Raw genomic sequence first — 22,012 nt, forward strand, 5'->3', positions numbered from 1 at the left:
TATTATAGGGCGCGGCTTCTTAAACTGAAGTCCTTCCTGAACCAAACGAGATAAACATGAAAAACAAAACGTTAAACCGCAGCCTGCTCGCCGCACTGGTGGTCAGCAGCCTCTTATCCCCTGCCGTTATGGCTGCCTGTCACGGCACCGACCTCAACCAGTGTCCTGCACCGTTTGACGCAACCCTTCCCGACACGCACAGCATGCTCACCTGGAGTCAGGCGGATCGCGTGGTGGGCTTTCGTAACGACTATCGCAACTACGCGGGCGATGTTTTCCGCCACGGAAAGGCCACACCGCTGCTGGCAGCAGAGAAACCGCTTACCGACGCCCGGTATCAGGTTAATGGCAAGACCTATACCCTCCAGGATTACGTGAAGCGCCAGAACGTCAGCGGCATGCTGGTGCTGAAGGACGGCAAAATTGCATGGAAATATCTGGGTGAAGGCAATACCGATTCCACGCTCTGGACATCACGTTCGGTGGGGAAATCCGTGGTCTCTGCGCTGGTCGGGGTCGCCCTTAAAGAGGGCAAAATCCACTCCCTTGACGATCTTATCACCCGCTACGAACCCGATTTAAAAGGCACGGCGTGGGATGGCGTGACGCTGAGACAGCTAATCACTCACACCTCTGGCGTGGCGTGGAACGAAGACTACACCAACCCACAGTCTGATTTCGCGCAGCTCACCGAATGCGAAGCGAAGCCGGGCACCTACGACTGCGTGCGTAAGCTGGTGAAGGGGTTACATCGGGAACACCCCGCCGGAGAGAACTGGTCCTATTCATCGGGTGGCGCGTGGCTGCTGGGTGACGTGCTGGAGCGCGCCACCGGTATGACGCTGGCGGCGTACCTGGAGAAAAGCATCTGGCAGCCGTACGGGATGGCGAACGACGGCGTATGGCATGCCTACCGTAAAGGCCAGCACGATGTCGGCGCGCACGGCTTTAACGCCACGCTGGAAGACTGGGGCCGCTTCGGCGAATTTATCCTGCATAACGGTACGCTCCCTTCGGGCAAACAGATCCTGCCTGACGGCTGGGTAAAAGAGTCGTCAGACTGGACCCAGGCGAAAGGCTCCGTCTCAGACGCGCATCCGAAAGGGTTGTACGGCTATCAGTGGTGGAATAACGAGGTGCCCGCCACGGCAACAGACGTTAAGCCCGCGCCAGAGGATTCCCTGAAAGATTCACTCTGGGCGCTGGGAATTTTTGGCCAGATGATTATGGTGAATCAAAAGGAAAACCTGGTGATCGTCCAGTGGTCCACCTGGCCGCAGGCGGAGCCGTCTTTCAGCGCCCAGCCGCTGGAAGCGTCGCTGATGTTTAGCGCGATTGCGCAGGCGCTGCGCTGAATAGAGCGCTCTGCCAGTTTTGCCCGGCGGCGCTACGCTTGCACGGGCCTACAAAATTCACAGGTCGGGTAAGCGAAGCGCCACCCGACAAGAGCAGCGGCTACTCTGCCCTTCTGCGCGATATCACAAAATAGCGATATCAGCCACTTAGCGAATTATGGTGAATGAAAAATCAATGAATTGTTAAGTTATTGTTAGGTATGTAAATCCCGGTCAACGTCCTGTCATTGATGTGCAGTACGCATCAGTCCATGCGTGATTTGCGCTTATTAATTTCCGTTTAATGCGCCAGTTTTCAGAAACAGACGGACAACACGTCAATAAAAAACTGGAGACGACCATGATTTCCTCAACCCCACCTGCAACCGTTCGCGCAAGAGCGGGCGCGATACTTCGCGTCACCTCGGGCAATTTCCTTGAGCAATTCGACTTCTTCCTGTTCGGGTTCTATGCCACCTACATCGCGCATACCTTCTTCCCGGCGAGCAGTGAGTTTGCCTCGCTGATGATGACCTTCGCCGTCTTTGGCGCAGGCTTCTTAATGCGCCCCATTGGCGCGATTGTCCTCGGGGCTTACATCGACAAGGTGGGTCGCCGTAAAGGGTTAATCACCACCCTGTCGATAATGGCGGCCGGTACCTTCCTGATTGTGCTGATCCCCTCTTATGAGAGCATCGGCCTGTGGGCGCCACTGCTGGTGCTGGCTGGACGCTTGCTGCAGGGCTTTTCCGCCGGGGCGGAGCTTGGCGGCGTGTCGGTCTACCTGGCTGAAATTGCCACGCCGGGTCGCAAAGGCTTCTTTACCAGCTGGCAATCCGGCAGTCAGCAGGTGGCGATTATGGTGGCCGCCGCAATGGGCTTTGCGCTGAACGCGATGCTGGAAGAGAGCGCCATTCGTGAATGGGGCTGGCGGATCCCATTTCTGTTCGGCTGCCTGATTGTGCCGTTTATCTTCTTCCTGCGCCGCAAGCTGGAAGAGGCCGAAGAGTTTCGCACCCGCCGTCACACGCTGGCGATGCGTCAGGTCTTTACCACCCTGCTGGCGAACTGGCCGGTTGTGGTCGCGGGTATGCTGATGGTCGCCATGACCACCACCGCGTTCTACCTGATCACCGTCTATGCGCCTACCTTCGGCAAAAAAGTGTTAATGCTCAGCGCCTCCGACAGCCTGCTGGTGACGCTGCTGGTGGCCATCTCCAACTTTATCTGGCTGCCGGTGGGCGGTGCCCTGTCGGACCGCTTCGGCCGTAAACCGGTGCTGGTTGCCATGACGCTGCTGGCGCTGGCAACCAGCTATCCGGCCCTGACGCTGCTGGCGCAGGCACCGAGCTTCTCCATGATGCTGAGCGTATTGCTGTGGCTCTCCTTCCTCTATGGCCTCTATAACGGCGCGATGATCCCGGCGCTGACGGAGATCATGCCGGTTGAAGTGCGTGTTGCCGGTTTCTCACTGGCGTATAGCCTTGCTACCGCGATCTTCGGCGGGTTTACACCGGTCATTTCAACGGCCCTGATTGAGTACACCGGCGATAAAGCCTCTCCGGGCTACTGGATGAGCTTCGCGGCGATCTGCGCGTTGCTGGCAACGCTTTATCTCTACCGTCGCAGCGCGATGCGTCTGCAAGTACAGAGAGGATAATATGCGCATATTTGTACGTTCAGGTCTGACCGGGCTGGTAATACTGGCGACCAGCGCAGGCGCGCTGGCCCAGGAGGTGACGGTCATGATTTCAGGCGGTTTTAAGGCCGCGCTGGAAAAACTCGCCCCCCAGTATGAAGCCCGGACGGGCGACCATATCGTGCTGATCCCGGGGCCGTCGATGGGACAGACGCCGCAGGCGATCCCCAACCGACTGGCGCGCGGTGAAAAAGCAGACGTGGTGATTATGGTGGGTGATGCACTGGCGCACCTGGCGAATGACCGGATGGTCAAAGAAGGCTCGCGCGTTGAACTGGCGGATTCGCCCATCGGCGTGGTGGTGAAAGCCGGCTCGCCGGTACCGGATATCGAAACGGATAGCGCGCTCAAACAGACTCTGCTTAAGGCCACCACCATCGCCTATTCCGACAGCGCCAGCGGCCGGTATGTGCAAACAGAGCTCTTTAAAAAGCTGGGGATTGAAGCACAGTTAGAGGGCAAAGCGCATAAGGTGGAGCGCATACCGGTCGCCTCCGAGGTGGCAAAAGGGAAATACGCCGTGGGTTTCCAGCAGGTCAGCGAGTTGTTACCCGTGCCGGGCGTAACCTTTGTCGGCAAACTGCCGGATAACCTGCAGTACATCACCCGTTTTGCCGGCGCGGTCACCGCTCACGCGGAGCATCCTTCCGAAGGTAAAGCGCTGCTGGATTACCTCGCATCAGCAAACGCGCAGGAGACCATCACCGCCACCGGGATGATCCCCGTCACTCCGCCGCGCGATAACGTGCAGTAATGAGTGTTTCAAGCTCAGCGGCAATCCACGACTGAATACGCCCGCTGCGCCGGATCAGCCCGACAGTGCGTTTGACCTCGGGCTCGGTCAGCGGAATATGCGTCAGGAAGGAGTGCTCAGAGTGCGGCATTGACATGGCGGGGACGGCAGCAATGCCAATCCCCGCCTCTACCATTCCCAGCATCGTGGTGACGTGGCGCGTCTCGCAGATCCCCGGGCGCTCCGGCTTAATATGGCCGAGCATCTGGTCGAGCAGATTCCGGTTCCCCGATGTAATGTCCAGGCTGATGTAATCCTGCTGATAAAACGCCTGCCAGGTCAGACTCTTGCGTCCCGCCAGCGGATGATCGCGACGACACGCGGCGACGTATACATCCTCCACCAGCGGAATAAAGGTGAGATCTGGCTGTAGGCTCCTCGCAAAACAGATGCCAAAATCCGCCTGCCCGCTGGCTACCGCGTCAATGACGTTGCCCGCGCTGCTGTCGATAAGCTTGATGCGCACGCGCGGATAGCGGCGATGAAACTGGCGGATCACCTCCGGCATAAAATGGCAGGCCGCCGAAGGCACGGTGGCGACGGTAATAAGCCCGGTACGCTCCTCGCTCACCTTGTCGATATCCGCCAGCATCGTTTCCACGTTTTCCAGAAGCTGCCCGCAGCGGTCGGCAAAGGTCTGCCCGAAGAGCGTCAGCGTCACGCGCCGGGTGGTTCTGTCGAACAGTTTCGCGCCGACGGCGGTCTCCAGCTTTTCAATGCGGCGGCTTAAGGCGGACTGGGAGAGGCAGATAGATTCTGCGGCGATACGGAAGTTACCGTACTCCACCAGCGCTCGGAAGGCATAAAGATCGTTGAGGTCGAAATTGACGGGCATAGATTCTGGCAATCCTTAGCGCTTTCTGGAAACTCGAACATTCATAATAGCGACTTATGAATCAGAGAGGTACTAGCACCGCTTCAGGACAATAAGCAAATATCCGTGGAGAAGGCGCAACTGATCGACGCGCTCGGGGAAATCAAACGTCGATAAACGCTCTGTATCACCCGTTGTGCCATGTTTTCCGCTGGGGATCGTCTCAATGGGATTTTTGTCACTGAAAGGAAACGGGATAAGTGTTTGAATAATGGCAGAGGGCTGGCCTCTCCTGCCATTCCCACATCTCTACGTTTTATAGTTGCCTTCATGCCGGGTTCTTTGGCATGTTAACGGAACCTAACCTTTCAATTTTGTACACGTGACGAGTTTGCGAGCACAGCGATGATTAAGTGGCCCTGGAAATCAAATGACGCTGGTCAACATGTGGCGCTGCCGTGGGATGACGCGCTGGCGATCCCCGTGCTGGCCAACCTCCAGCCGGATGAACAGTCAAAGCTCATTCAACTGGCGGATCGCTTTTTGCAGCAAAAGCGGCTGGTTCCGCTGCAGGGGTTTGAGCTGGATGCACTTAAAAGCGCGCGTATCGCCCTGCTTTTCTGCCTGCCGGTGCTCGAACTGGGTATCGAGTGGTTGGATGGCTTCCACGAAGTGCTGATCTACCCCGCGCCGTTTATCGTTGATGACGAGTGGGAAGATGATATTGGCCTGGTGCATAACCAGCGCGTGGTGCAGTCCGGGCAAAGCTGGCAGCAAGGCCCGATCATCCTCAACTGGCTGGATATTCAGGACTCGTTCGACGCGTCCGGGTTTAACCTGATTGTTCACGAAGTGGCGCATAAGCTTGATACCCGCAACGGCGATCGCGCCAGCGGTGTTCCGCTGATCCCGCTGCGTGAAGTCGCCGGTTGGGAGCACGACCTGCATGCGGCGATGGAAAATATCCAGGATGAGATTGACCTTGTCGGGGAAAGCGCGGCCAGCATTGATGCCTATGCGGCAACCGATCCGGCCGAGTGTTTTGCGGTGCTGTCAGAGTATTTCTTTAGCGCCCCGGAGCTATTCGCACCGCGTTTCCCGGCCCTGTGGCAACGTTTTTGTCATTTTTATCAGCAGGATCCCTTGCAGCGTCTGCGCCATAGTGAGGGTTCCGGCAGCACCGCCTTCCGACATGTCCACTAGGCCCCTGTTTCTGGGGTACGCTCAACCGACCGTACCCCTAAGCTTAAGGCTAAAAACAGCAGCGCCATTGCCCAGGCGGCCACGATTAAAAACGTTTCACCGAATGCGCGCGTCACCAGCGGCACCAGCAACGCGCTGACGCCGTAGCCCAGCGTATGGCTGGTGGCGATCACCCCCGCCCCTTTGCCTGTCGTTAACCTGTCGTTCAGCAGCAGTTGATAGCCGGGCGTTGCCATCGCCGCTCCCAGCGAGGTAATGACGATCCCCACATAGAACAGCGCCACATCCGCGAGACACATCACCCCAAGCCCGACCACCATCAACACCGCTGCCAGGCAAAGTAACGTCATCGGGCGAAAGTGCTGCGGACGCACCACCAGAAACTGGGCAGCGAGCGTTGCCAGCGCGGCCAGGCTCAGCAGCAGCGCAACGTGATGGCTGATTTGCGCCGCATTGCCGTCCAGCAACGGACTGAGATGGGGTGACAGACCAAGCTGCATCAGGCTCACCAGCGCGGCAAGCAGCAGCGCCAACATAAGGTAAGGCAGCATTGATGGCAGCAGCCGCGTCGCCTGTTGCGCCACTGGCGGTAAAGGCGGATCGGCCACTTCACGCAGCACCATCAGCAGGGCGATAAACGGAGCCATAGCCATCAGCCACAGCGGTGCCACCGGGTTAACGCTGAGCATCAGCGCTGCCAGCGGCGGCCCCAGCAGACGCCCGCAGCTGAGGCCCGAGCTTATCGTCGCCAGCGCGGCCATTCTTTTCTCCAGACCCGCACGCTGAATGGCCCATGTCTGGGCCGCCGGCACCAGACCAGAGACCGTCAGGCCGTACAGGGTGCGCGAGAGGATAAGCCCTGCCAGCCCCCAGGCGGCATTGAGCATTCCGTTCGCCATTGCCCAGACCACCAGCGCCATGACGAAGAAACTTGCCAGATAGCCGCTCAGCGAGGCCAGCATCACGCTTTTACAGCCGTGCCGCTCGCTCTGGCGTCCCCACCAGGGCGAAGCCGGTAAAAAGAGCATCGAACCGAACATCAACAGACCCGCCCAAACGGAGAGCGATAGCCCGGTCATCGTGACCAGCTGCGGCAGCATGACCAGCAAACCGTTTTGCCCAATCCCCAGTAAACCGGCACACAACGCCAGGGGCCAGTTCGCTTTCGGGGTGAGATTGTCGGTCAGAGTGTCGGAAAGTGAGCGCATAGAATTGTGAACATAGTGTCAATAAATGTGTGGAAATCATGAAGTTTATGAAAACAAATATTGCAAAAATAGTTGCGACTGTAAACAGAATGAATATCATAACGAGAATTATTATCAGTCATGGAATGAGGTACATCTATGCGTACTCTGCCCCGCTCTGCCGGTACAGACGTTGCGGCCCAGTGTTTTTTAAACGCCCTGTTGCGCGAAACGAAGGACTGGCGCTATCTCCCCGCTACCGCTGCGGATGAGCTATCGCAGATCCATATCCCGCTCTCGCAAACCCAGGCCATCCGGGTTTCAGTACACTATTTCTCCCCAACCCAGCATCATCAGTATCGCTTCCCGGCAACGCTCATCCAGACCGACAGCGACCGTAGTGACGCCGTCACTTTCTCTCAACTGGTTGATTTAATTATTGAAAAACCCGCCGTAAAAGGCTCACTGGATGCCGATACGCTGGCGCGTTTTAAGCAGCGCGCCCTCGAAAGCCATGCCCATACCTGGCAGGCGATCGACTTGCGTCACCGCTGGGCAAACCTGCGCGATGCGCCGCTGACGTTCGCCGAGGCGGAACAGGCGCTGCTGGTCGGCCACGCATTCCATCCGGCCCCGAAGTCACACGAGCCGTTTAACGAAACCGAAGCCCGCCGCTATTTGCCCGATTTCGCCTCCCGCTTTCCACTGCGCTGGTTTGCCGTTGAGAGTGAACTGATCGCTGGCGAGAGCCTGAACGTCTCCCTGCGCGAACGTCTGCTGCGCTTCGCAGCCCAGAGCGCCCCTGAACTGCTCGGTCATTTCACCGACACCCGCTGGCTGCTGCCGATGCACCCGTGGCAGGCGGAGTACCTGCTCGGTCAGGACTGGTGCCAGCGACTGGTGGCGAAGGGAGCCTTGCAGGATCTGGGCGAAGCGGGCGCGCAGTGGCTGCCCACCAGCTCCTCCCGCTCGCTGTACTGCGAAACCAACAGCGACATGATTAAGTTTTCCCTGAGCGTGCGCCTGACAAACTCCGTGCGCACGCTGTCGGTGAAAGAGGTTAAGCGCGGGATGCGTCTGGCGCGTCTGGCGAAAACGGCGCGCTGGCAGGAGCTCCAGGCGCGCTACCCCACCATGCGCGTGATGCAGGAAGACGGCTGGGCGGGTCTGCGTGACGAAAGCGGGGTCATTCAGGAAGAGAGCCTGATGACACTGCGCGTGAACCTGCTGTTTGATACGCCGGATACGCAAACCAACGTGCTGGTGAGCCTGACGCAGGCCGCGCCGGACGGCGGTGACAGCCTGCTGGCGGCTGCGGTCCGCCGTCTCAGCCAGCGTCTGGATCTCCCCCTCGCCCAGGCCGCGCGCTGCTGGCTGGACGCCTATTGCGACCGCGTTCTCCTTCCGCTGTTCAGCGCCGAAGCCGATTACGGTCTGGTCCTGCTGGCACATCAGCAAAACATTCTTGTGGAGATGCAGCAGGACTTCCCGGTCGGGCTTATCTACCGTGACTGCCAGGGCAGCGCCTGGACCGAAGGGGCCGACGCGTGGCTGAAAGAGGCAGGTGAAAGCGAGGTGGAAAACCGCTTCGGCGAGAGCCAGCTGCTGCGCTACTTCCCCTATTACCTGCTGCTGAACTCCACACTCGCCGTCACCGCCGCCCTCGCTGCCGCAGGTTTCGACAGCGAAGAGAGCCTGATGTCACGGGTGCGTGACGCGCTGGCCAGCCTGCGCCAGACCGCGAAGCAGACCCGCTGCCTCGACTACGTGCTCGACAGCCCGACCTGGAACTGTAAAGGCAACTTTTTCTGCTACCTGCACGATCGCAACGAAAACACGATTGCCGATCCGGCAGTGATCTATTTCGACTTTAGCAACCCGTTTTACAAGGAGAAGGCGTGATGGCTAACGCGAATATCGTCCATTCCGGCTACGGCTTTCGTTGCACCGCAACGGACACGTCCCTGCCGCTAACCTTAGGCCTCGACGGCAGCGCGGTACTGGAGCGCCTGCGCGATATCCCGGACGGCTGGCTGGTCGAGGCGCTGGATCAGCTGTTTGTCGCCGCACCGGCACTGACCGGCATCACGTTGCCGTGGGCAGCCTGGCAGGATGAACCGCAGGCGCAGGCGTTATTCGCGCTTGCCAGCGGCGATTATCTGGCCCGTGAGACCTTCTGGCAGCTGCCGCTGTGGCTGCAGGGGGAGCGTCCGCAGGCCAGCGGTGGCATGCAATTCGATGAGAGCCGTCAGCTTTACTTCCCGCAGCGCCCTCACCGTCCGCAAGGGGAAGTCTATCGCCGTTACGATGCACAAATTAAACGCACCCTGAGCTTCCGCGTGGCCGACGTGGCGCTGGACGGTGAGCGTTTTACCCAGTGGATGAACAACCCACGCGTTAATGCGTTCTGGGAGATGGCCGGCCCTCAGGAAGAGCAGGAAAACTACCTGCGCCGTCAGCTCGACTCGACGTACTGCTACCCGGTTATCGGCTGCTTTGACGATCAGCCGTTCGGCTATTTTGAACTCTACTGGGCCGCAGAAGACCGTATCGGACGCCACTATCGCTGGCAGCCGTTTGACCGTGGGCTGCATATGCTGGTCGGCGAAGAGAACTGGCGCGGCGCGCAGTATATCCGTAGCTGGCTGCGCGGTCTGAGCCACTATCTGTGGCTGGATGAACCGCACACGACGCGCATTGTCGCTGAGCCACGTTTCGACAATCAGCGCCTGTTCCGCCATCTGGCGTCTGCCGGTTTTGACACCGTTAAAGAGTTCGACTTCCCGCATAAACGTTCGCGCCTCATCATGAGCGAGCGTCACCGCTTCTTCAGCGAGGTGGGACTGTGAACGCACTCTGGCAAAAAGTGAACCGCGAGATGGTGGCGAAGATCCTCGCCGAGCTGGAATACGAACGTACCCTGAGCGCCGAGCCGCTGGCCGCTGACCGCTGGCAAATCACCATGGGCAGCGAAACTTGGCAGTTTCGCGCCACGCGCGGCATCTGGGGCTGGTTACATATCGATCCCGCCAGTCTGACAACCGCCAGCGGAGCCGCCGTGGAAGCGGAAAGCGCATTTTTGCAGCTGGCGACGGTGCTGGAGATGAGCAATGCACAAACGGCAGAGCATCTGGAAGATCTTTACGCCACGCTGCGGGGCGACATGCAGCTGCTGCAGGCGCGAGAGACGCTGGATGCCGACGCGCTTATTCATCTCGACCCGGACGAACTCCAGTGTCTGATGAGCGGCCATCCCAAGTTCATTTTTAACAAGGGACGCCGCGGCTGGGGGCTGGATGCGCTGCGCCAGTACGCGCCGGAATACCGTGGCCGTTTTCGCCTGCACTGGGTTGCCGTGCAGCGCGAGCATCTGGTCTGGAGCAGCGATGTCGATTGCGATATCAACACCCTGCTGGCCAGCACCATGGACAGTGCCGAGCGCGCGCGCTTTGACGCCAGCTGGCAGGCGCTGAAGCTTGACGACAGCTGGCTGCCGGTGCCGTTGCACCCGTGGCAGTGGCAGCAAAAAATTGCCGTCCATTTCCTGGCCCAGCTCGCGCGCGGTGAGATGGTAGAGCTGGGGGAATTTGGCGATGAGTATCTGGCCCAACAGTCCCTGCGCACGCTGACCAACGCCAGCCGCCGCGCGCCGTATGACATCAAGCTGCCGCTGACCATCTACAACACCTCCTGCTATCGCGGTATTCCGGGCAAGTACATTGCCGCCGGTCCGCTGGCTTCGCGTTGGTTACAGCAGCAGTTTGCCAGCGACGCCACCCTCACCCGCTCTGGCGCGCAGGTGCTTGGCGAACCCGCCGCCGGATATCTGGCGCATACCGGTTACGCCGCATTACCGAAAGCGCCCTATCGCTATCAGGAGATGCTGGGTGTGATCTGGCGCGAAAACCCGTCCTGCTATTTGCAGGACGGCGAGCAGGCGGTGCTGATGGCGGCGCTAATGGAGACCGACAACGCCGGACGCCCGCTGATTGACGCGTGGATTGCGCATTCGGGATTAACCGCCGAAGCCTGGCTGGCAAAACTGTTCGATGCCACGGTGATCCCGTTCTATCACCTGCTCTGCCGCTACGGCGTGGCGCTCATCGCCCACGGCCAGAACGTGACGCTGGTGATGAAAGACTACGTACCGCAGCGCATTCTGCTGAAGGATTTCCAGGGTGATATGCGGCTGGTTGATGAAGATTTCCCGCAGGCGGAAAGCCTGCCGCAACAGGTGAAAGCCGTCACGGCACGCCTGAGCGCGGAGTACATCATCCATGATCTGCAAACCGGCAACTTCGTGACGGTGCTGCGTTTTATCTCGCGTCTCACGCAGCAAAGCGGCGTCAGCGAAACCCGCTTCTACCAGATCCTGGCGCAGGTTTTACGCCGTTATATGGCCGCACATCCGGATCTTGCCGGGCGCTTCGCGAAGTTCGACCTGTTTAAGCCGCAGATCATTCGCGTGATCCTCAACCCGGTCAAACTCACCTTCTCCGAACACGACGGTGGCAGCCGCATGCTGCCGAACTACGTCTGCGATCTCGATAACCCCCTTTTTCTGGTCTCCCAGGAGTCAGCGCAATGAAAACGTATGATTTCATCGGCATTGGTATTGGCCCGTTTAACCTCAGCATCGCTGCCCTTGCAGAGGGGCTGGACGGATTCAGTTCACTGTTTCTTGAACGTAAGCCGCATTTCTCCTGGCACCCGGGGATGATGGTGCCGGACTGCCACATGCAAACCAGCTTCCTGAAGGATCTGGTCAGCGCCGTGGAGCCGACCAACCGCCATAGCTTTCTGAACTACCTGGTACAGCGTAAAAAGTTCTACCGTTTTCTGACCACCGAGCAGCGCACCGTCTCCCGCGAGGAGTTTGCTGATTACCTGAGCTGGGCGGCGGATAACCTCACCAACCTCGCCTTCAGCCAGCAGGTGCAGCAGGTGAGTTTTGATGAGAAAAAGGGCCTGTTTGAGGTAGTAACCCAGCGCGATCGCTTCCTGCCGCGCCACGTCTGCGTGGGGATTGGTAAACAGATCAACCTCCCCGACTGTGTGACCGCGCAGGATGACAGCTGCTTCCACGCCAGCGAGATGATGCTGCGCACGCCAGATTTGGCGGGCAAACGGGTGACCGTCGTTGGCGGCGGCCAGAGCGGTGCCGATCTGTTTTTGAATATCTTCCGCGGGGAGTGGGGTCAGCCGCTGAGCCTGAACTGGGTGTCGCGCCGCAACAACTACAACGCCCTGGATGAGGCCGCATTTGCCAACGAGTATTTCACGCCGGAGTACGTGGACAGCTTCTCCACACTTGGTGAAGAGGCCCGTCGGCAGATGCTGCACGAGCAGAAGATGACCTCTGACGGTATCACCACCGAGTCCCTGCTGGCAATTTACCGCGCCATGTATCACCGCTTTGAAGTGCTGCGTGAAAAACCCTGGGCGCACCTGATGCCGTCCCGCTCGGTAACCGCACTCACGCGGCTGCAAAACGGGCAACGCCTGACGCTACAGCATCACCTCGACGGTGGCCGTGAACAGCTGGAGAGCGACGTGGTGATCTTTGCCACGGGCTACCGCGCCGCGCAGCCTGCGTTTCTGGCGCCACTCTCCCATCGTCTGCACCTGGATGCCGACGAAGCTTTTCACATCAACAACGATTTCACCCTTGAATGGGACGGCCCGCAGAGCAACCGCCTGTTTGCCGTGAATGCCGGGATGCACCGTCTCGGTATTGCCGAACCCCAGCTCAGCCTGATGGCCTGGCGCGCCGCGCGAATTCTCAATCGCGCGCACGACGACGAGCCGTTTGAGCTGGCTACTACCCCCGGCGTGATCCACTGGCGTAGCACCACCAGCACGGATAACAGCCAGGTTTTTAAATCATTAGCACAGACCACCGAGTACTGACACACACAATCAGGATCAACATAACAATGAAACGTTCTCATCTTTGGGTTTTAAATCCGTGCTTGCTTGCCATGCTTTCGACCTCTGCGTGGGCAGAAGAACAAAAGGAAGAAAATATCGTTGTCTCCGCCAGCCGCGCACACCGCAGCGTGGCGGAGATGGCGCAGACCACCTGGGTTATCGAGCGTGCGGAAATTGAGCAGCAGGTTCAGGGCGGGAAAGAGATTAAAGACGTGCTGGCGCAGCTGATCCCGGGCATGGACGTCAGCAGCCAGGGGCGCACCAACTACGGTATGAACCTGCGCGGCCGTTCAATGATGGTGATGGTGGACGGCGTGCGTCTGAACTCCTCCCGCAGCGACAGCCGTCAGCTTGACTCTATCGATCCGTTCAACATCGACCGTATCGAAGTGATTTCCGGCGCTACTTCACTGTACGGCGGCGGCAGTACCGGCGGCCTGGTGAACATCGTCACCAAAAAAGGTCAGCCGGAGACGGAAGTCGAATTCCAGACCGGGGCAAAAAGCGGGTTTAACAGCCACAACGACCACGATGAGAACGTGTCGGCGGCGGTCAGCGGCGGCAATGATAATGCGTCTGGTCGCCTGTCCGTTTCTTATCAGCGTTACGGCGGCTGGTATGACGGCAACGGCGACGAGGTGATTATCGATAACACCCAGACCGGCTTACAGTATTCTGACCGTATTGATGTGATGGGCACTGGCACCATCAATATTGACGATCATCAGCAGTTGCAGTTAACCACCCAGTACTACAAGAGCGAATCTGATGGCAAACACGGCCTGTACCTTGGGAAGAATTTCTCGGCGGTTACGGGTGATGCCACCGCGTATAACAAAAACAACTTGGATTCTGACCGTATTCCCGGTACCGAGCGCCATCTGATTAACCTGCAGTACTCTAATACCGATTTCTGGGGTCAGGACCTGGTCGCGCAGATCTACTATCGTGACGAGAGCCTGACCTACTACCCGTTCCCGACCCTGAGCAAAGGGACGGTGACCAGCATCGGTGCCTCCCAGCAGAAAACCGATTTTTACGGCGGCAAGCTGACGCTGAACAGCAAGCCGGTGGATGATTTGACGCTCACCTGGGGTGTGGACGCCGACCATGAAACCTTCGATGCCAACCAGCAGTTCTTCGACCTGAGTAAAGCGGCAGCGAGCGGCGGCATGAAGCTGGACAATGCGTACAACGTGGGGCGTTATCCGGGTTACAGCATTACCAACCTCGCCCCGTTCCTGCAGGCGAGCTACGACATTGACGCCATCACCCTGAGCGGCGGCGTGCGTTACCAGTACACTGAAAACAAGGTGGATGATTTTGTTGGCTACGCCCAGCAGCAGGCCATCGCCACCGGGAAAGCCACCTCAGCAGACGCGGTGCCGGGCGGGAAAACCGATTACAACAACTTCCTGTTTAACGCCGGGATCCTTGGTCGCCTGACCGAACAGCAGCAGCTGTGGTTTAACTTCTCTCAGGGCTTTGAAATTCCGGACCTGGCGAAGTACTACGGCTCCGGCACCTATCAGCTTGTCGACGGGCACTATCGCCTGCTGAATAGCGTGAACGTTAACGACTCGACGCTGGACGGCATTAAAGTTAACGCTTACGAGCTGGGCTGGCGCTACACCGGCGATAACCTGCGCACGCAGGTTGCGGCGTACTACTCGCTCTCGGATAAAACCATCACCATCAACAAAACCGATATGACCATCAACCTTGAAGACGACAAGCGTCGTATCTACGGGGTGGAAGGTCAGGTGGACTATTTCTTCACCGACAGCGACTGGAGCACCGGCGCGAACTTTAACGCCATTAAGTCTGAAACCCGTGAAAACGGTAAATGGGAGAAGCTGACGGTAGACAGCGCCAGCCCGTCGAAAGCCAGCGCCTGGGTCAACTGGGCGCCGGGCGACTGGACCCTGCGCGTGCAGAGTACCCAGACCTTTGACGTCTCTGATGCCGACGGTAAGAAGATCGATGGCTATAACACGGTAGATTTCCTGGGCAGCTACGCCCTGCCGGTGGGTAAAGTGAGCTTCAGCGTGGAAAACGTGCTGGACAAAGACTACACCACCGCCTGGGGACAGCGCGCACCGGGGCTGTATAGCCCAACGTATGGCGCTCCGGGTCTGTATACCTATAAAGGCCGTGGCCGCACGTTTGGTCTGAACTACTCCGTGCTGTTCTAAACAACTGCGCCGCCTGCCCGCGGGCGGCGCATCCTGCTGTGTAATTTCGCCGCAAATTTGCTATAAAATCAGCGATTTGCTGAAATTGTCGGCAAACGATCAAAAAGGGTGTTTTCACCCTTTGACAAGGCGAACCGAGGTCGCTACTATGCGCCTCGTTCACACGATTCCTCTGTAGTTCAGTCGGTAGAACGGCGGACTGTTAATCCGTATGTCACTGGTTCGAGTCCAGTCAGAGGAGCCAAATTTGAAAAGCCTGCTTTTGAAGCAGGCTTTTTGCTTTTGTGCGTTCTGGAAAACTGCCGGGTGGCGGCTTCGCCTTACCCGGCTTACGCCATCGGGCAATAATCCGCTGCTTTCATCATTTTTCCTCTGTCTTGACTTTCGACTGGCGGAAAGCCCCTAACGGTCAGGGCAGCCTGGCAATCACCTTAATCTCAAACTGGAATCCGTACAGCCACGTAACGCCGATCCCGGTCAACGTTGGGTAAGGCGCTTCTCCCCAATATTCTGGCAGGATACTCCAGATAGCGTCGAGGTTTGACTCGGGATCGACGACAAAAAGGGTAACGTCAACCACGTCATCGAACGTGCAGCCCGCAGCCGCGAGGACAGCATTAAGATTATTGAATGCCAGCCTGACCTGCGCTTTTAGATCGGGCTCAGGCGAGCCATCCTCACGGCTACCAACCTGCCCCGAAACGAACAGGAAACCGTTAGATTTGATGGCCGGTGAATAGCGATTGCGCTCATAGAGCGCCTGGCGTCCTGAGGGAAAAACTGCTTCGCGTGCTGTCATATTTACACCTTTGCAATGGGGCGAAATCTGCCCAATGAACTTAAAGACACTTTACAGGTGCAGGATCGGGCGGATAAACAAGCGACTTTGTCCATCATTGTTTGTAATATCCAAACAATCGGTGAAAAGAGAGGATAAGGAATGGATCGTTTCGATGCGATGCGCGCCTTTGCTCGCGTGGTAGAGGCAGGTAGCTTCACAAAGGCTGCCCAAACGCTTCATATGAGCAAAACCACGGTGACGCAGCTTATTCAGCAGCTGGAAGCGCGCCTGCGCGTCAGATTGCTCCATCGCACCACCCGCAAACTCAGCGTCACTCCCGATGGCGCGGTCTACTACGAACGCGTCATCCGCCTGCTGGCGGACATGGAAGATGCTGAAAACAGTCTGTCCAGTGCGGCAATTACGCCCAGGGGATGGCTACGGGTGGATGTGCCCAGTCCGCTGGCCCGCCTCATCCTGGTGCCGGCGCTATCGGCATTCCATGCACGATACCCTGACATTCAGTTCGACATGGGCGTGAGCGACCGGGTGGTGGACCTGATTGGCGACAACGTGGATTGCGTGCTACGCGGCGGCGAGATCACCGATCAGTCCCTGATTGCACGCCATGTCGGAGATTTGCAAATCGGCGTCTACGCCGCCCCCAGTTATCTGGAACGCCTTGGCCCCCCTTCGCACCCGCGAGAACTGGAAAACACCGACCATCGCAGAGTAGGGTTCTTGTCCTCACGCACCGGTAAGATTGATCCTCTGGTACTGCGCAGTGAGAGTGAACGTATTGAAATCACGGGCAGCTATGTACTGGCCGTGGATGATGGCAATGCTTACCTCGAAGCCGGGTTAGCGGGATTAGGCGTGATCGCACTGCCAGTCTATATGGCGGCAGCGCATCAGGCTCGAGGTGCCTTGATTCCGCTATTTGAACACTGGCGTATTGCTCCAATGCCCCTGTACCTGGCGTTTCCGCCGAACCGCCATGTCAATGCCAGACTGCGCGTTTTTATTGACTGGATCGTTGAATTGATGCAGCAGCATGTCACCAACACCAACCGAAAGGGAATTCTGATTTAGCTTGTTTATTCGCTAGTTACTGGCTAAGGCGATCCCAGCCAGAGGAACTAAATCTGATAATCAATCGCCACTTCTTCCGGCTCCATCACCTGGCGTTTGATTTCGTCAACGGACAGCCCGGCGTTGCAGAGTTCGATAAAGCGCCACACATAGTTGCGCTGGAGCTGTCCGCGCTTCAGGCCGAGCCATACGGTATTGGCATCGAACAAATGACGAGTATCCAGACGCACAAGGTTCCCGGTATCGCCCTCGCCACCAGACTGTTCCGCGACCAGGCCGATTCCCAGCCCCAGCTCAACGTAGGTTTTGATCACATCGGAATCCTGCGCGCTCAGTACCACATCCGGCGTTAACCCTTTGCGGTTGAATGCTTCATCGATGCGCGAACGCCCGGTAATACCCTGACGATACGTAATCAGCGGCCATTTCGCGATCGCTTCCAGCGTTAGCGGTGAAACCTGATTCAACGGATGATCGAGCGGGAGCAACAGGTTGTGGTACCAGCGGAACCAGGGAAAGGCCACCAGCAGCGGGTCGTTGCTCAGGCGTTCGCTGGCGATACCAATATCCGCCCCACCGTTTTGCAGCAGCATTTCAATTTCCTGCGGCGTGCCCTGAATAAGCTCCAGGCGAACGTCAGGGAAAATTTCACGAAACGCTTTTATCACTGGCGGCAGGCTGTAACGTGCCTGAGTATGGGTAGTGGCAATGGTGAGCACGCCGGAGGCATCATTGGTAAAGAGATCCGCCAGGCGACGGACATTGCTGGCCTCGTTGAGGATCCGCTCAGCGATGGTCAGCAACGCTTTACCTGGCTCCGTCATGCCAAGCAGGCGCTTGCCGCGACGGATAAAAATCTCAATGCCAAGCTCCTCTTCCAGCTCGCGAATATGGCGGCTGACGCCCGACTGGGAGGTGTATAGCATATTGGCGACTTCGGTCAGGTTATAGTCCCGCCTGGCCGCCTCACGGATAATTTTAAGTTGCTGGAAATTCACGATTCACTCCGGCGCATCTGACATAGCTCTATTGTTAGAGTCAGCTGAGCTGCAGAACAAATAATAAAAACCAGCATCTTATGCTTTTCTGGAATATTAACTCACGAGCTGCAGTTCACGATTCTCCAGCGATGGCTTACTGACCAGCGACATTAAAATTTCTTTCACCGCCTGCGCCTGTGGCGACAGCGAGCCACGGGCGGACATGTTCAGCGACAGCGGTAAACTCATTGATGGCGTGGTGATGCGCGCCATCCAGCCATTTGCTGCGCTGCACAGCGAGCGGGCGGCGGATTCCGGCAGCACCGTGACGCCCATCCCACTGGCGATCGCCGCAGTCAGCGTGGAGATGGAGTCAATTTCACCGATGATTTTCGCCGTCAGGCGGCGCAGGGAAAAAGCTTCGTCCACGCGTACGCGCACGGCGCTGTAATCACGCGGCAGGAAAAGATTCATCTCTGCAACCGCAGTGAGATCAACGCTCTGCCCCGGACAATCGCGGGTGCCCACGAGATACAGATCTTCTTTCAGCAGCGGCTGGCTGGTGATCCCCGCAACCGGAGAGCGATCGTAAAGCACCGCCATATCCAGCTGGCCATTAAGCAGCTTGTCATTCAGGACAGAGCCGCTGTTCTCGTGCAGATAGACCAGCACTTCCGGCAGTTCAGCGCGCACCGCCTGCAGCAGTGGCATGGTGATGGAGGACGCAGCGGTCCCCGGTGCCAGCCCGATGGAAACGTGTCCGCTCAGCGTCTGGCCAACATTATTTACCGCCAGCTGCGCCTGTTCGCACTGACGAAGAATGGTGCGCGCGTGGGTATACAGGATCTTGCCTGCTTCCGTTGGGGTCACGCCGCGTTTGGTGCGGATCAACAGCTGCTGATCCATTTCGCCTTCCAGAGTAGCCACCTGCTGGCTCAGCGCAGGCTGCGCGATATGCAGCACTTCCGCCGCTTGAGTCAGGCTGCCGATATCGACGATTTTTACGAAGTATTTCAGTCGTCTTAAGTTCATTTTGCCCCCTGTTCGAAATGCTGTGCCGGTACTGGCTGTTGTTGTTGAACAGGTTTTGCAATATGAATGCCAGTTTTACCAGCAGGTCAGATTTGTTCGCTAAGCGCCTGAAAATAAGGAAACCTAATCATAGACGCCGGATTTATTACTGAAACAGCGGTTTATGATCTGCCCTATAAGAGGTATATCCGCACCACAACGGTGCATTACGTTGGCAAAATCGCCACTTTGCTGAAATTGTCAGCAAACAGACGCAAAGCGTGGTTTCACCCTTTGACAAGGCGTACGCAGGTCGTTACTATGCGCCCCGTTCACACGATTCCTCTGTAGTTCAGTCGGTAGAACGGCGGACTGTTAATCCGTATGTCACTGGTTCGAGTCCAGTCAGAGGAGCCAAATTTGAAAAGCCTGCTTTTAAAGCAGGCTTTTTGCTTTTGTGCGTTCTGGAAAACTGCCGGGTGGCGGCTTCGCCTTACCCGGCCTACGGGACTGTAGGCCCGGTAAGCGCAGCGCCACCGGGCAAAGCAAGCTTAACCGGCATCCCGGATCGACGTTCCAGCTCAGCGCCCGCCCCCTCGTTTATTAGCTGTGCCCGCAACGCGGGGGTAATCGGCAGCGGCACTTTATTGGTTGATTCAAATTCTGCGCGGTTACGCGACAGCGGTTCGTGCACTTCCACCCAGCGGCTGCCGTCTGGCTCCGTCGTCACTTTTACAGGCTGATCGATAAGCTGCACGCGCGTGCCTGGCGACACATTGTCGAAAAGGTATTTGATATCGTTATTACGCAGACGAATGCAGCCCTGACTGACGCGCAGGCCGATGCCGAAATTCGAGTTGGTACCGTGAATGGCATAAAGCCTGCCAATATAGAGCGCATACAACCCCATCGGGTTATCCGGCCCGGCGGGCACGAATGCGGGCAACGTTTTCCCCTCTTTTGCATATTCACGCCGGGTGTTTGGCGTGGGCGACCAGGTTGGTCCTTCCTGCTTGCGCTCGACGGCTGTCACCCAGTTGCGTGGCGTTTCGCGCCCGGCCTGGCCAATACCAATGGGAAACACCTCAACGGTATTGCTGCCTGGCGGATAATAGTAAAGGCGCATTTCTGCCACGTTCACCACGATGCCTTTGCGAACCGTATCGGGAAGAATGAGCTGCTGAGGTACCACCAGTCGGGTACCGGATTGCGGTAAAAACGGATCAACACCGGGGTTTGCCTCCAGCATGTTGCTCAGCCCCTGCCCGTGCTGCGCGGCAAACGCTTCAAGCGGCAAGGTATTGTGGTCCGGTACGGTAATAACCTGCGCGCTGCCCACCAGCCGACTCCCGGCGGGCGGTAAAGGATAACTCACCGCCTGGACACTCTGGCTTATGAGCAAGGCAGCCAGACAGCCCAGCACATTTCTACGACGCATATTCCCTTCCTTAGTCGCTTCACTATTTGCTAAGCATAGCGTAGCCGCTTTGCATTACCCATCAGGAAATAAAATCAGTTTCCTCGTGCCGCCCGTCGCGGTAGTCTCATAGATCGCGTCGCTATGACGATGGCTTTGTGAGTAACCTTTTCTTATACCAATAAATAAAAAATCAGTGCAGACAGGACAACTATGGACTCCACCCTCATCTCCACACGTCCCGGCGAGGGGACGCCTTGCCTTAACCGTGCCCGCCGCGCCGCCTTTGGCAGCTTCGCGGGGGCCGTCGTGGACTGGTATGATTTTTTGCTCTACGGCATCACCGCCGCTCTGGTGTTTAACCGCGAATTCTTTCCGCAAATTAGCCCCGCCATGGGCACGCTCGCCGCGTTTGCCACCTTTGGCGTCGGCTTCCTGTTCCGCCCGCTGGGCGGGGTGATCTTCGGCCACTTTGGCGACCGCCTTGGCCGCAAACGCATGCTGATGCTCACCGTCTGGATGATGGGGATCGCCACTGCGCTCATCGGTATTTTGCCGTCGTTTGCCACGATTGGCTGGTGGGCTCCGGTACTGCTGGTCACCCTGCGCGCCATTCAGGGTTTTGCGGTGGGCGGCGAATGGGGCGGCGCGGCGCTGTTATCGGTCGAAAGCGCACCGAAAAATAAAAAGGCGTTCTACAGCAGCGGCGTGCAGGTTGGGTACGGCGTGGGTCTGTTGCTCTCCACCGGGCTGGTGTCGCTTATCAGCCACTTCACGACCGATGAGCAGTTTCTGAGCTGGGGCTGGCGCATTCCCTTCATCTTCAGCATCGTGCTGGTTATCGCCGCGCTGTGGATCCGTAACGGAATGGAAGAGTCCGCCGAGTTTGAACAGCAGCGGGAAAACCCCGTTGCCAGAAAACGGCTGCCGGTGATGGAAGCGCTCATTCGTCATCCTGGCGCTTTTCTGAAAATTATCGCCCTGCGCCTGTGCGAGCTGCTGACGATGTATATCGTCACCGCGTTTGCCCTGAACTATTCCACGCAGAACCTCGGCCTCCCCCGTGAGCTGTTCCTGAATATCGGTCTGCTGGTGGGCGGGATCAGCTGTCTGACAATCCCCTGCTTCGCCTGGCTTGCGGATCGGTTTGGCCGCCGCCGCGTCTATATTACCGGTGCGCTGATTGGCTCCCTCAGCGCCTGGCCGTTCTTTATGGCGCTGGAGGCACAGTCGGTCTTCTGGATAGTCTTCTTTGCCATTATGCTCGCCAACATTGCCCACGATATGGTGGTCTGCGTGCAGCAACCGATGTTTACCGAACTGTTCGGCGCAAGCTACCGCTACAGCGGGGCGGGCGTGGGATACCAGGTGGCGAGCGTCGTGGGCGGCGGATTTACGCCGTTTATTGCCGCCGCGCTGGTGACGTTCTCCGGCGGAAACTGGCACAGCGTCGCGATCTACCTGCTGGCAGGCTGCCTGCTGTCGGCCGCCACGGCGCTGGTGATGAAAGAGATACACCATCCCTGATCTCCCTTTTGTTTCACAGGCGTGTGACATACTATCGGATATAGCAGC

The 22,012-nt window shown here is 57.9% G+C and carries 17 protein-coding genes and 2 tRNA genes; 13 read left to right on the forward strand and 6 right to left on the reverse strand.

Annotated elements, in window-relative coordinates; translation table 11 throughout:
* Positions 1-56: 56 nt before the first annotated feature.
* The 3 genes from M8370_RS14510 to M8370_RS14520 all read left to right on the forward strand — a co-directional run bounded on the left by M8370_RS14510 (position 57) and on the right by M8370_RS14520 (position 3,787).
* Positions 57-1,355, forward strand: a complete 1,299-nt coding sequence (locus tag M8370_RS14510; RefSeq protein WP_013097761.1) for a serine hydrolase domain-containing protein — start codon at positions 57-59, stop codon at positions 1,353-1,355.
* A gap of 340 nt (positions 1,356-1,695) precedes the next feature.
* Positions 1,696-2,994, forward strand: a complete 1,299-nt coding sequence (locus M8370_RS14515) for an MFS transporter (protein ID WP_250021229.1) — start codon at positions 1,696-1,698, stop codon at positions 2,992-2,994.
* A 1-nt stretch (position 2,995) separates the two neighbouring features.
* A complete protein-coding gene (locus M8370_RS14520; protein WP_248056013.1) occupies positions 2,996-3,787 on the forward strand; it encodes a substrate-binding domain-containing protein in 792 nt (263 codons plus the stop codon).
* Here M8370_RS14520 and psrA read toward each other — a convergent pair.
* Entirely contained in the window at positions 3,759-4,661 is a 903-nt protein-coding gene (gene psrA, locus M8370_RS14525) for an L-proline-binding transcription factor PsrA (RefSeq protein ID WP_029882549.1), read from the reverse strand. The two genes, M8370_RS14520 and psrA, sit on opposite strands and share 29 nt — an antisense overlap.
* 384 nt (positions 4,662-5,045) lie before the next feature.
* Here psrA and mtfA point away from each other — a divergent pair, with 384 nt between their 5' ends.
* Positions 5,046-5,843, forward strand: coding sequence for a DgsA anti-repressor MtfA (gene mtfA, locus M8370_RS14530; RefSeq protein ID WP_047352113.1), 798 nt, complete (start codon positions 5,046-5,048; stop codon positions 5,841-5,843).
* Here the strand turns inward: mtfA and M8370_RS14535 are convergent.
* The gene (locus M8370_RS14535; RefSeq protein ID WP_155022446.1) at positions 5,840-7,051 is read right to left on the reverse strand and encodes an MFS transporter; all 1,212 of its coding nucleotides are present in this window, start codon (positions 7,049-7,051) and stop codon (positions 5,840-5,842) included. The two genes, mtfA and M8370_RS14535, sit on opposite strands and share 4 nt — an antisense overlap.
* Positions 7,052-7,189: 138 nt before the next feature.
* On the opposite strand from M8370_RS14535, the gene M8370_RS14540 reads away from it, so the two are divergent.
* The 6 genes from M8370_RS14540 (at position 7,190) to M8370_RS14565 (ending at position 15,400) form a co-directional block, all read left to right on the forward strand.
* Positions 7,190-8,932: an IucA/IucC family protein gene (locus M8370_RS14540; RefSeq protein ID WP_250021230.1), complete on the forward strand. Its 1,743-nt coding sequence runs from the start codon at positions 7,190-7,192 to the stop codon at positions 8,930-8,932.
* The gene (locus tag M8370_RS14545; protein WP_250021231.1) at positions 8,932-9,879 is read left to right on the forward strand and encodes a GNAT family N-acetyltransferase; all 948 of its coding nucleotides are present in this window, start codon (positions 8,932-8,934) and stop codon (positions 9,877-9,879) included. The genes M8370_RS14540 and M8370_RS14545 overlap by 1 nt, the downstream gene beginning before the upstream one ends.
* Positions 9,876-11,618, forward strand: coding sequence for an aerobactin synthase IucC (gene iucC / locus M8370_RS14550; protein ID WP_349665606.1), 1,743 nt, complete (start codon positions 9,876-9,878; stop codon positions 11,616-11,618). The genes M8370_RS14545 and iucC overlap by 4 nt, the downstream gene beginning before the upstream one ends.
* On the forward strand, positions 11,615-12,940 hold the full coding sequence (locus tag M8370_RS14555) for a lysine N(6)-hydroxylase/L-ornithine N(5)-oxygenase family protein (RefSeq protein WP_250021232.1): 1,326 nt from the start codon (positions 11,615-11,617) through the stop codon (positions 12,938-12,940). Before iucC ends, M8370_RS14555 begins: the two co-directional genes overlap by 4 nt.
* Before the next feature lie 26 nt (positions 12,941-12,966).
* A complete protein-coding gene (locus M8370_RS14560; RefSeq protein WP_013097826.1) occupies positions 12,967-15,156 on the forward strand; it encodes a TonB-dependent siderophore receptor in 2,190 nt (729 codons plus the stop codon).
* A gap of 168 nt (positions 15,157-15,324) precedes the next feature.
* A tRNA-Asn gene (locus M8370_RS14565) sits at positions 15,325-15,400 on the forward strand.
* Positions 15,401-15,565: 165 nt separating this feature from the next.
* Here M8370_RS14565 and M8370_RS14570 read toward each other — a convergent pair.
* Positions 15,566-15,955, reverse strand: a complete 390-nt coding sequence (locus M8370_RS14570) for a RidA family protein (RefSeq protein ID WP_013097827.1) — start codon at positions 15,953-15,955, stop codon at positions 15,566-15,568.
* 141 nt (positions 15,956-16,096) lie between these two features.
* On the opposite strand from M8370_RS14570, the gene M8370_RS14575 reads away from it, so the two are divergent.
* Complete coding sequence (locus tag M8370_RS14575) at positions 16,097-17,029, forward strand: LysR family transcriptional regulator (RefSeq protein ID WP_250021233.1); 933 nt, start codon at positions 16,097-16,099, stop codon at positions 17,027-17,029.
* A 47-nt stretch (positions 17,030-17,076) separates the two neighbouring features.
* Here M8370_RS14575 and cbl read toward each other — a convergent pair whose 3' ends face one another.
* On the reverse strand, positions 17,077-18,027 hold the full coding sequence (cbl, locus tag M8370_RS14580) for an HTH-type transcriptional regulator Cbl (protein WP_194500374.1): 951 nt from the start codon (positions 18,025-18,027) through the stop codon (positions 17,077-17,079).
* A gap of 96 nt (positions 18,028-18,123) precedes the next feature.
* On the reverse strand, positions 18,124-19,041 hold the full coding sequence (gene nac / locus M8370_RS14585) for a nitrogen assimilation transcriptional regulator NAC (RefSeq protein ID WP_010432103.1): 918 nt from the start codon (positions 19,039-19,041) through the stop codon (positions 18,124-18,126).
* 320 nt (positions 19,042-19,361) lie between these two features.
* On the opposite strand from nac, the gene M8370_RS14590 reads away from it, so the two are divergent.
* Positions 19,362-19,437 (forward strand) — tRNA-Asn (locus tag M8370_RS14590).
* Between the two features lie 85 nt (positions 19,438-19,522).
* On the opposite strand, the gene ldtA is transcribed toward M8370_RS14590, so the two are convergent.
* Positions 19,523-20,458, reverse strand: a complete 936-nt coding sequence (gene ldtA, locus M8370_RS14595) for a L,D-transpeptidase (RefSeq protein ID WP_038420074.1) — start codon at positions 20,456-20,458, stop codon at positions 19,523-19,525.
* 192 nt (positions 20,459-20,650) lie between these two features.
* Here ldtA and shiA point away from each other — a divergent pair, with 192 nt between their 5' ends.
* Positions 20,651-21,964 (forward strand): shikimate transporter, encoded by a 1,314-nt coding sequence (gene shiA / locus M8370_RS14600; protein WP_040024042.1) that lies wholly within the window; start codon positions 20,651-20,653, stop codon positions 21,962-21,964.
* Positions 21,965-22,012: the final 48 nt, after the last annotated feature.

The organism is Enterobacter cloacae complex sp. OE43NF, from assembly GCF_023544405.1.
GTDB classification, from domain to species: domain Bacteria; phylum Pseudomonadota; class Gammaproteobacteria; order Enterobacterales; family Enterobacteriaceae; genus Enterobacter; species Enterobacter cloacae.

Coding starts and splice junctions, on each gene's coding strand:
- M8370_RS14510 (WP_013097761.1), top strand. CDS start 57: ATGAAAAACAAAACGTTAAACCGCAGCCTGCTCGCCGCACTGGTGGTC.
- M8370_RS14515 (WP_250021229.1), top strand. CDS start 1,696: ATGATTTCCTCAACCCCACCTGCAACCGTTCGCGCAAGAGCGGGCGCG.
- M8370_RS14520 (WP_248056013.1), top strand. CDS start 2,996: ATGCGCATATTTGTACGTTCAGGTCTGACCGGGCTGGTAATACTGGCG.
- psrA (WP_029882549.1), bottom strand. CDS start 4,661: ATGCCCGTCAATTTCGACCTCAACGATCTTTATGCCTTCCGAGCGCTG.
- mtfA (WP_047352113.1), top strand. CDS start 5,046: ATGATTAAGTGGCCCTGGAAATCAAATGACGCTGGTCAACATGTGGCG.
- M8370_RS14535 (WP_155022446.1), bottom strand. CDS start 7,051: ATGCGCTCACTTTCCGACACTCTGACCGACAATCTCACCCCGAAAGCG.
- M8370_RS14540 (WP_250021230.1), top strand. CDS start 7,190: ATGCGTACTCTGCCCCGCTCTGCCGGTACAGACGTTGCGGCCCAGTGT.
- M8370_RS14545 (WP_250021231.1), top strand. CDS start 8,932: ATGGCTAACGCGAATATCGTCCATTCCGGCTACGGCTTTCGTTGCACC.
- M8370_RS14555 (WP_250021232.1), top strand. CDS start 11,615: ATGAAAACGTATGATTTCATCGGCATTGGTATTGGCCCGTTTAACCTC.
- M8370_RS14560 (WP_013097826.1), top strand. CDS start 12,967: ATGAAACGTTCTCATCTTTGGGTTTTAAATCCGTGCTTGCTTGCCATG.
- M8370_RS14570 (WP_013097827.1), bottom strand. CDS start 15,955: ATGACAGCACGCGAAGCAGTTTTTCCCTCAGGACGCCAGGCGCTCTAT.
- M8370_RS14575 (WP_250021233.1), top strand. CDS start 16,097: ATGGATCGTTTCGATGCGATGCGCGCCTTTGCTCGCGTGGTAGAGGCA.
- nac (WP_010432103.1), bottom strand. CDS start 19,041: ATGAACTTAAGACGACTGAAATACTTCGTAAAAATCGTCGATATCGGC.
- ldtA (WP_038420074.1), bottom strand. CDS start 20,458: ATGCGTCGTAGAAATGTGCTGGGCTGTCTGGCTGCCTTGCTCATAAGC.
- shiA (WP_040024042.1), top strand. CDS start 20,651: ATGGACTCCACCCTCATCTCCACACGTCCCGGCGAGGGGACGCCTTGC.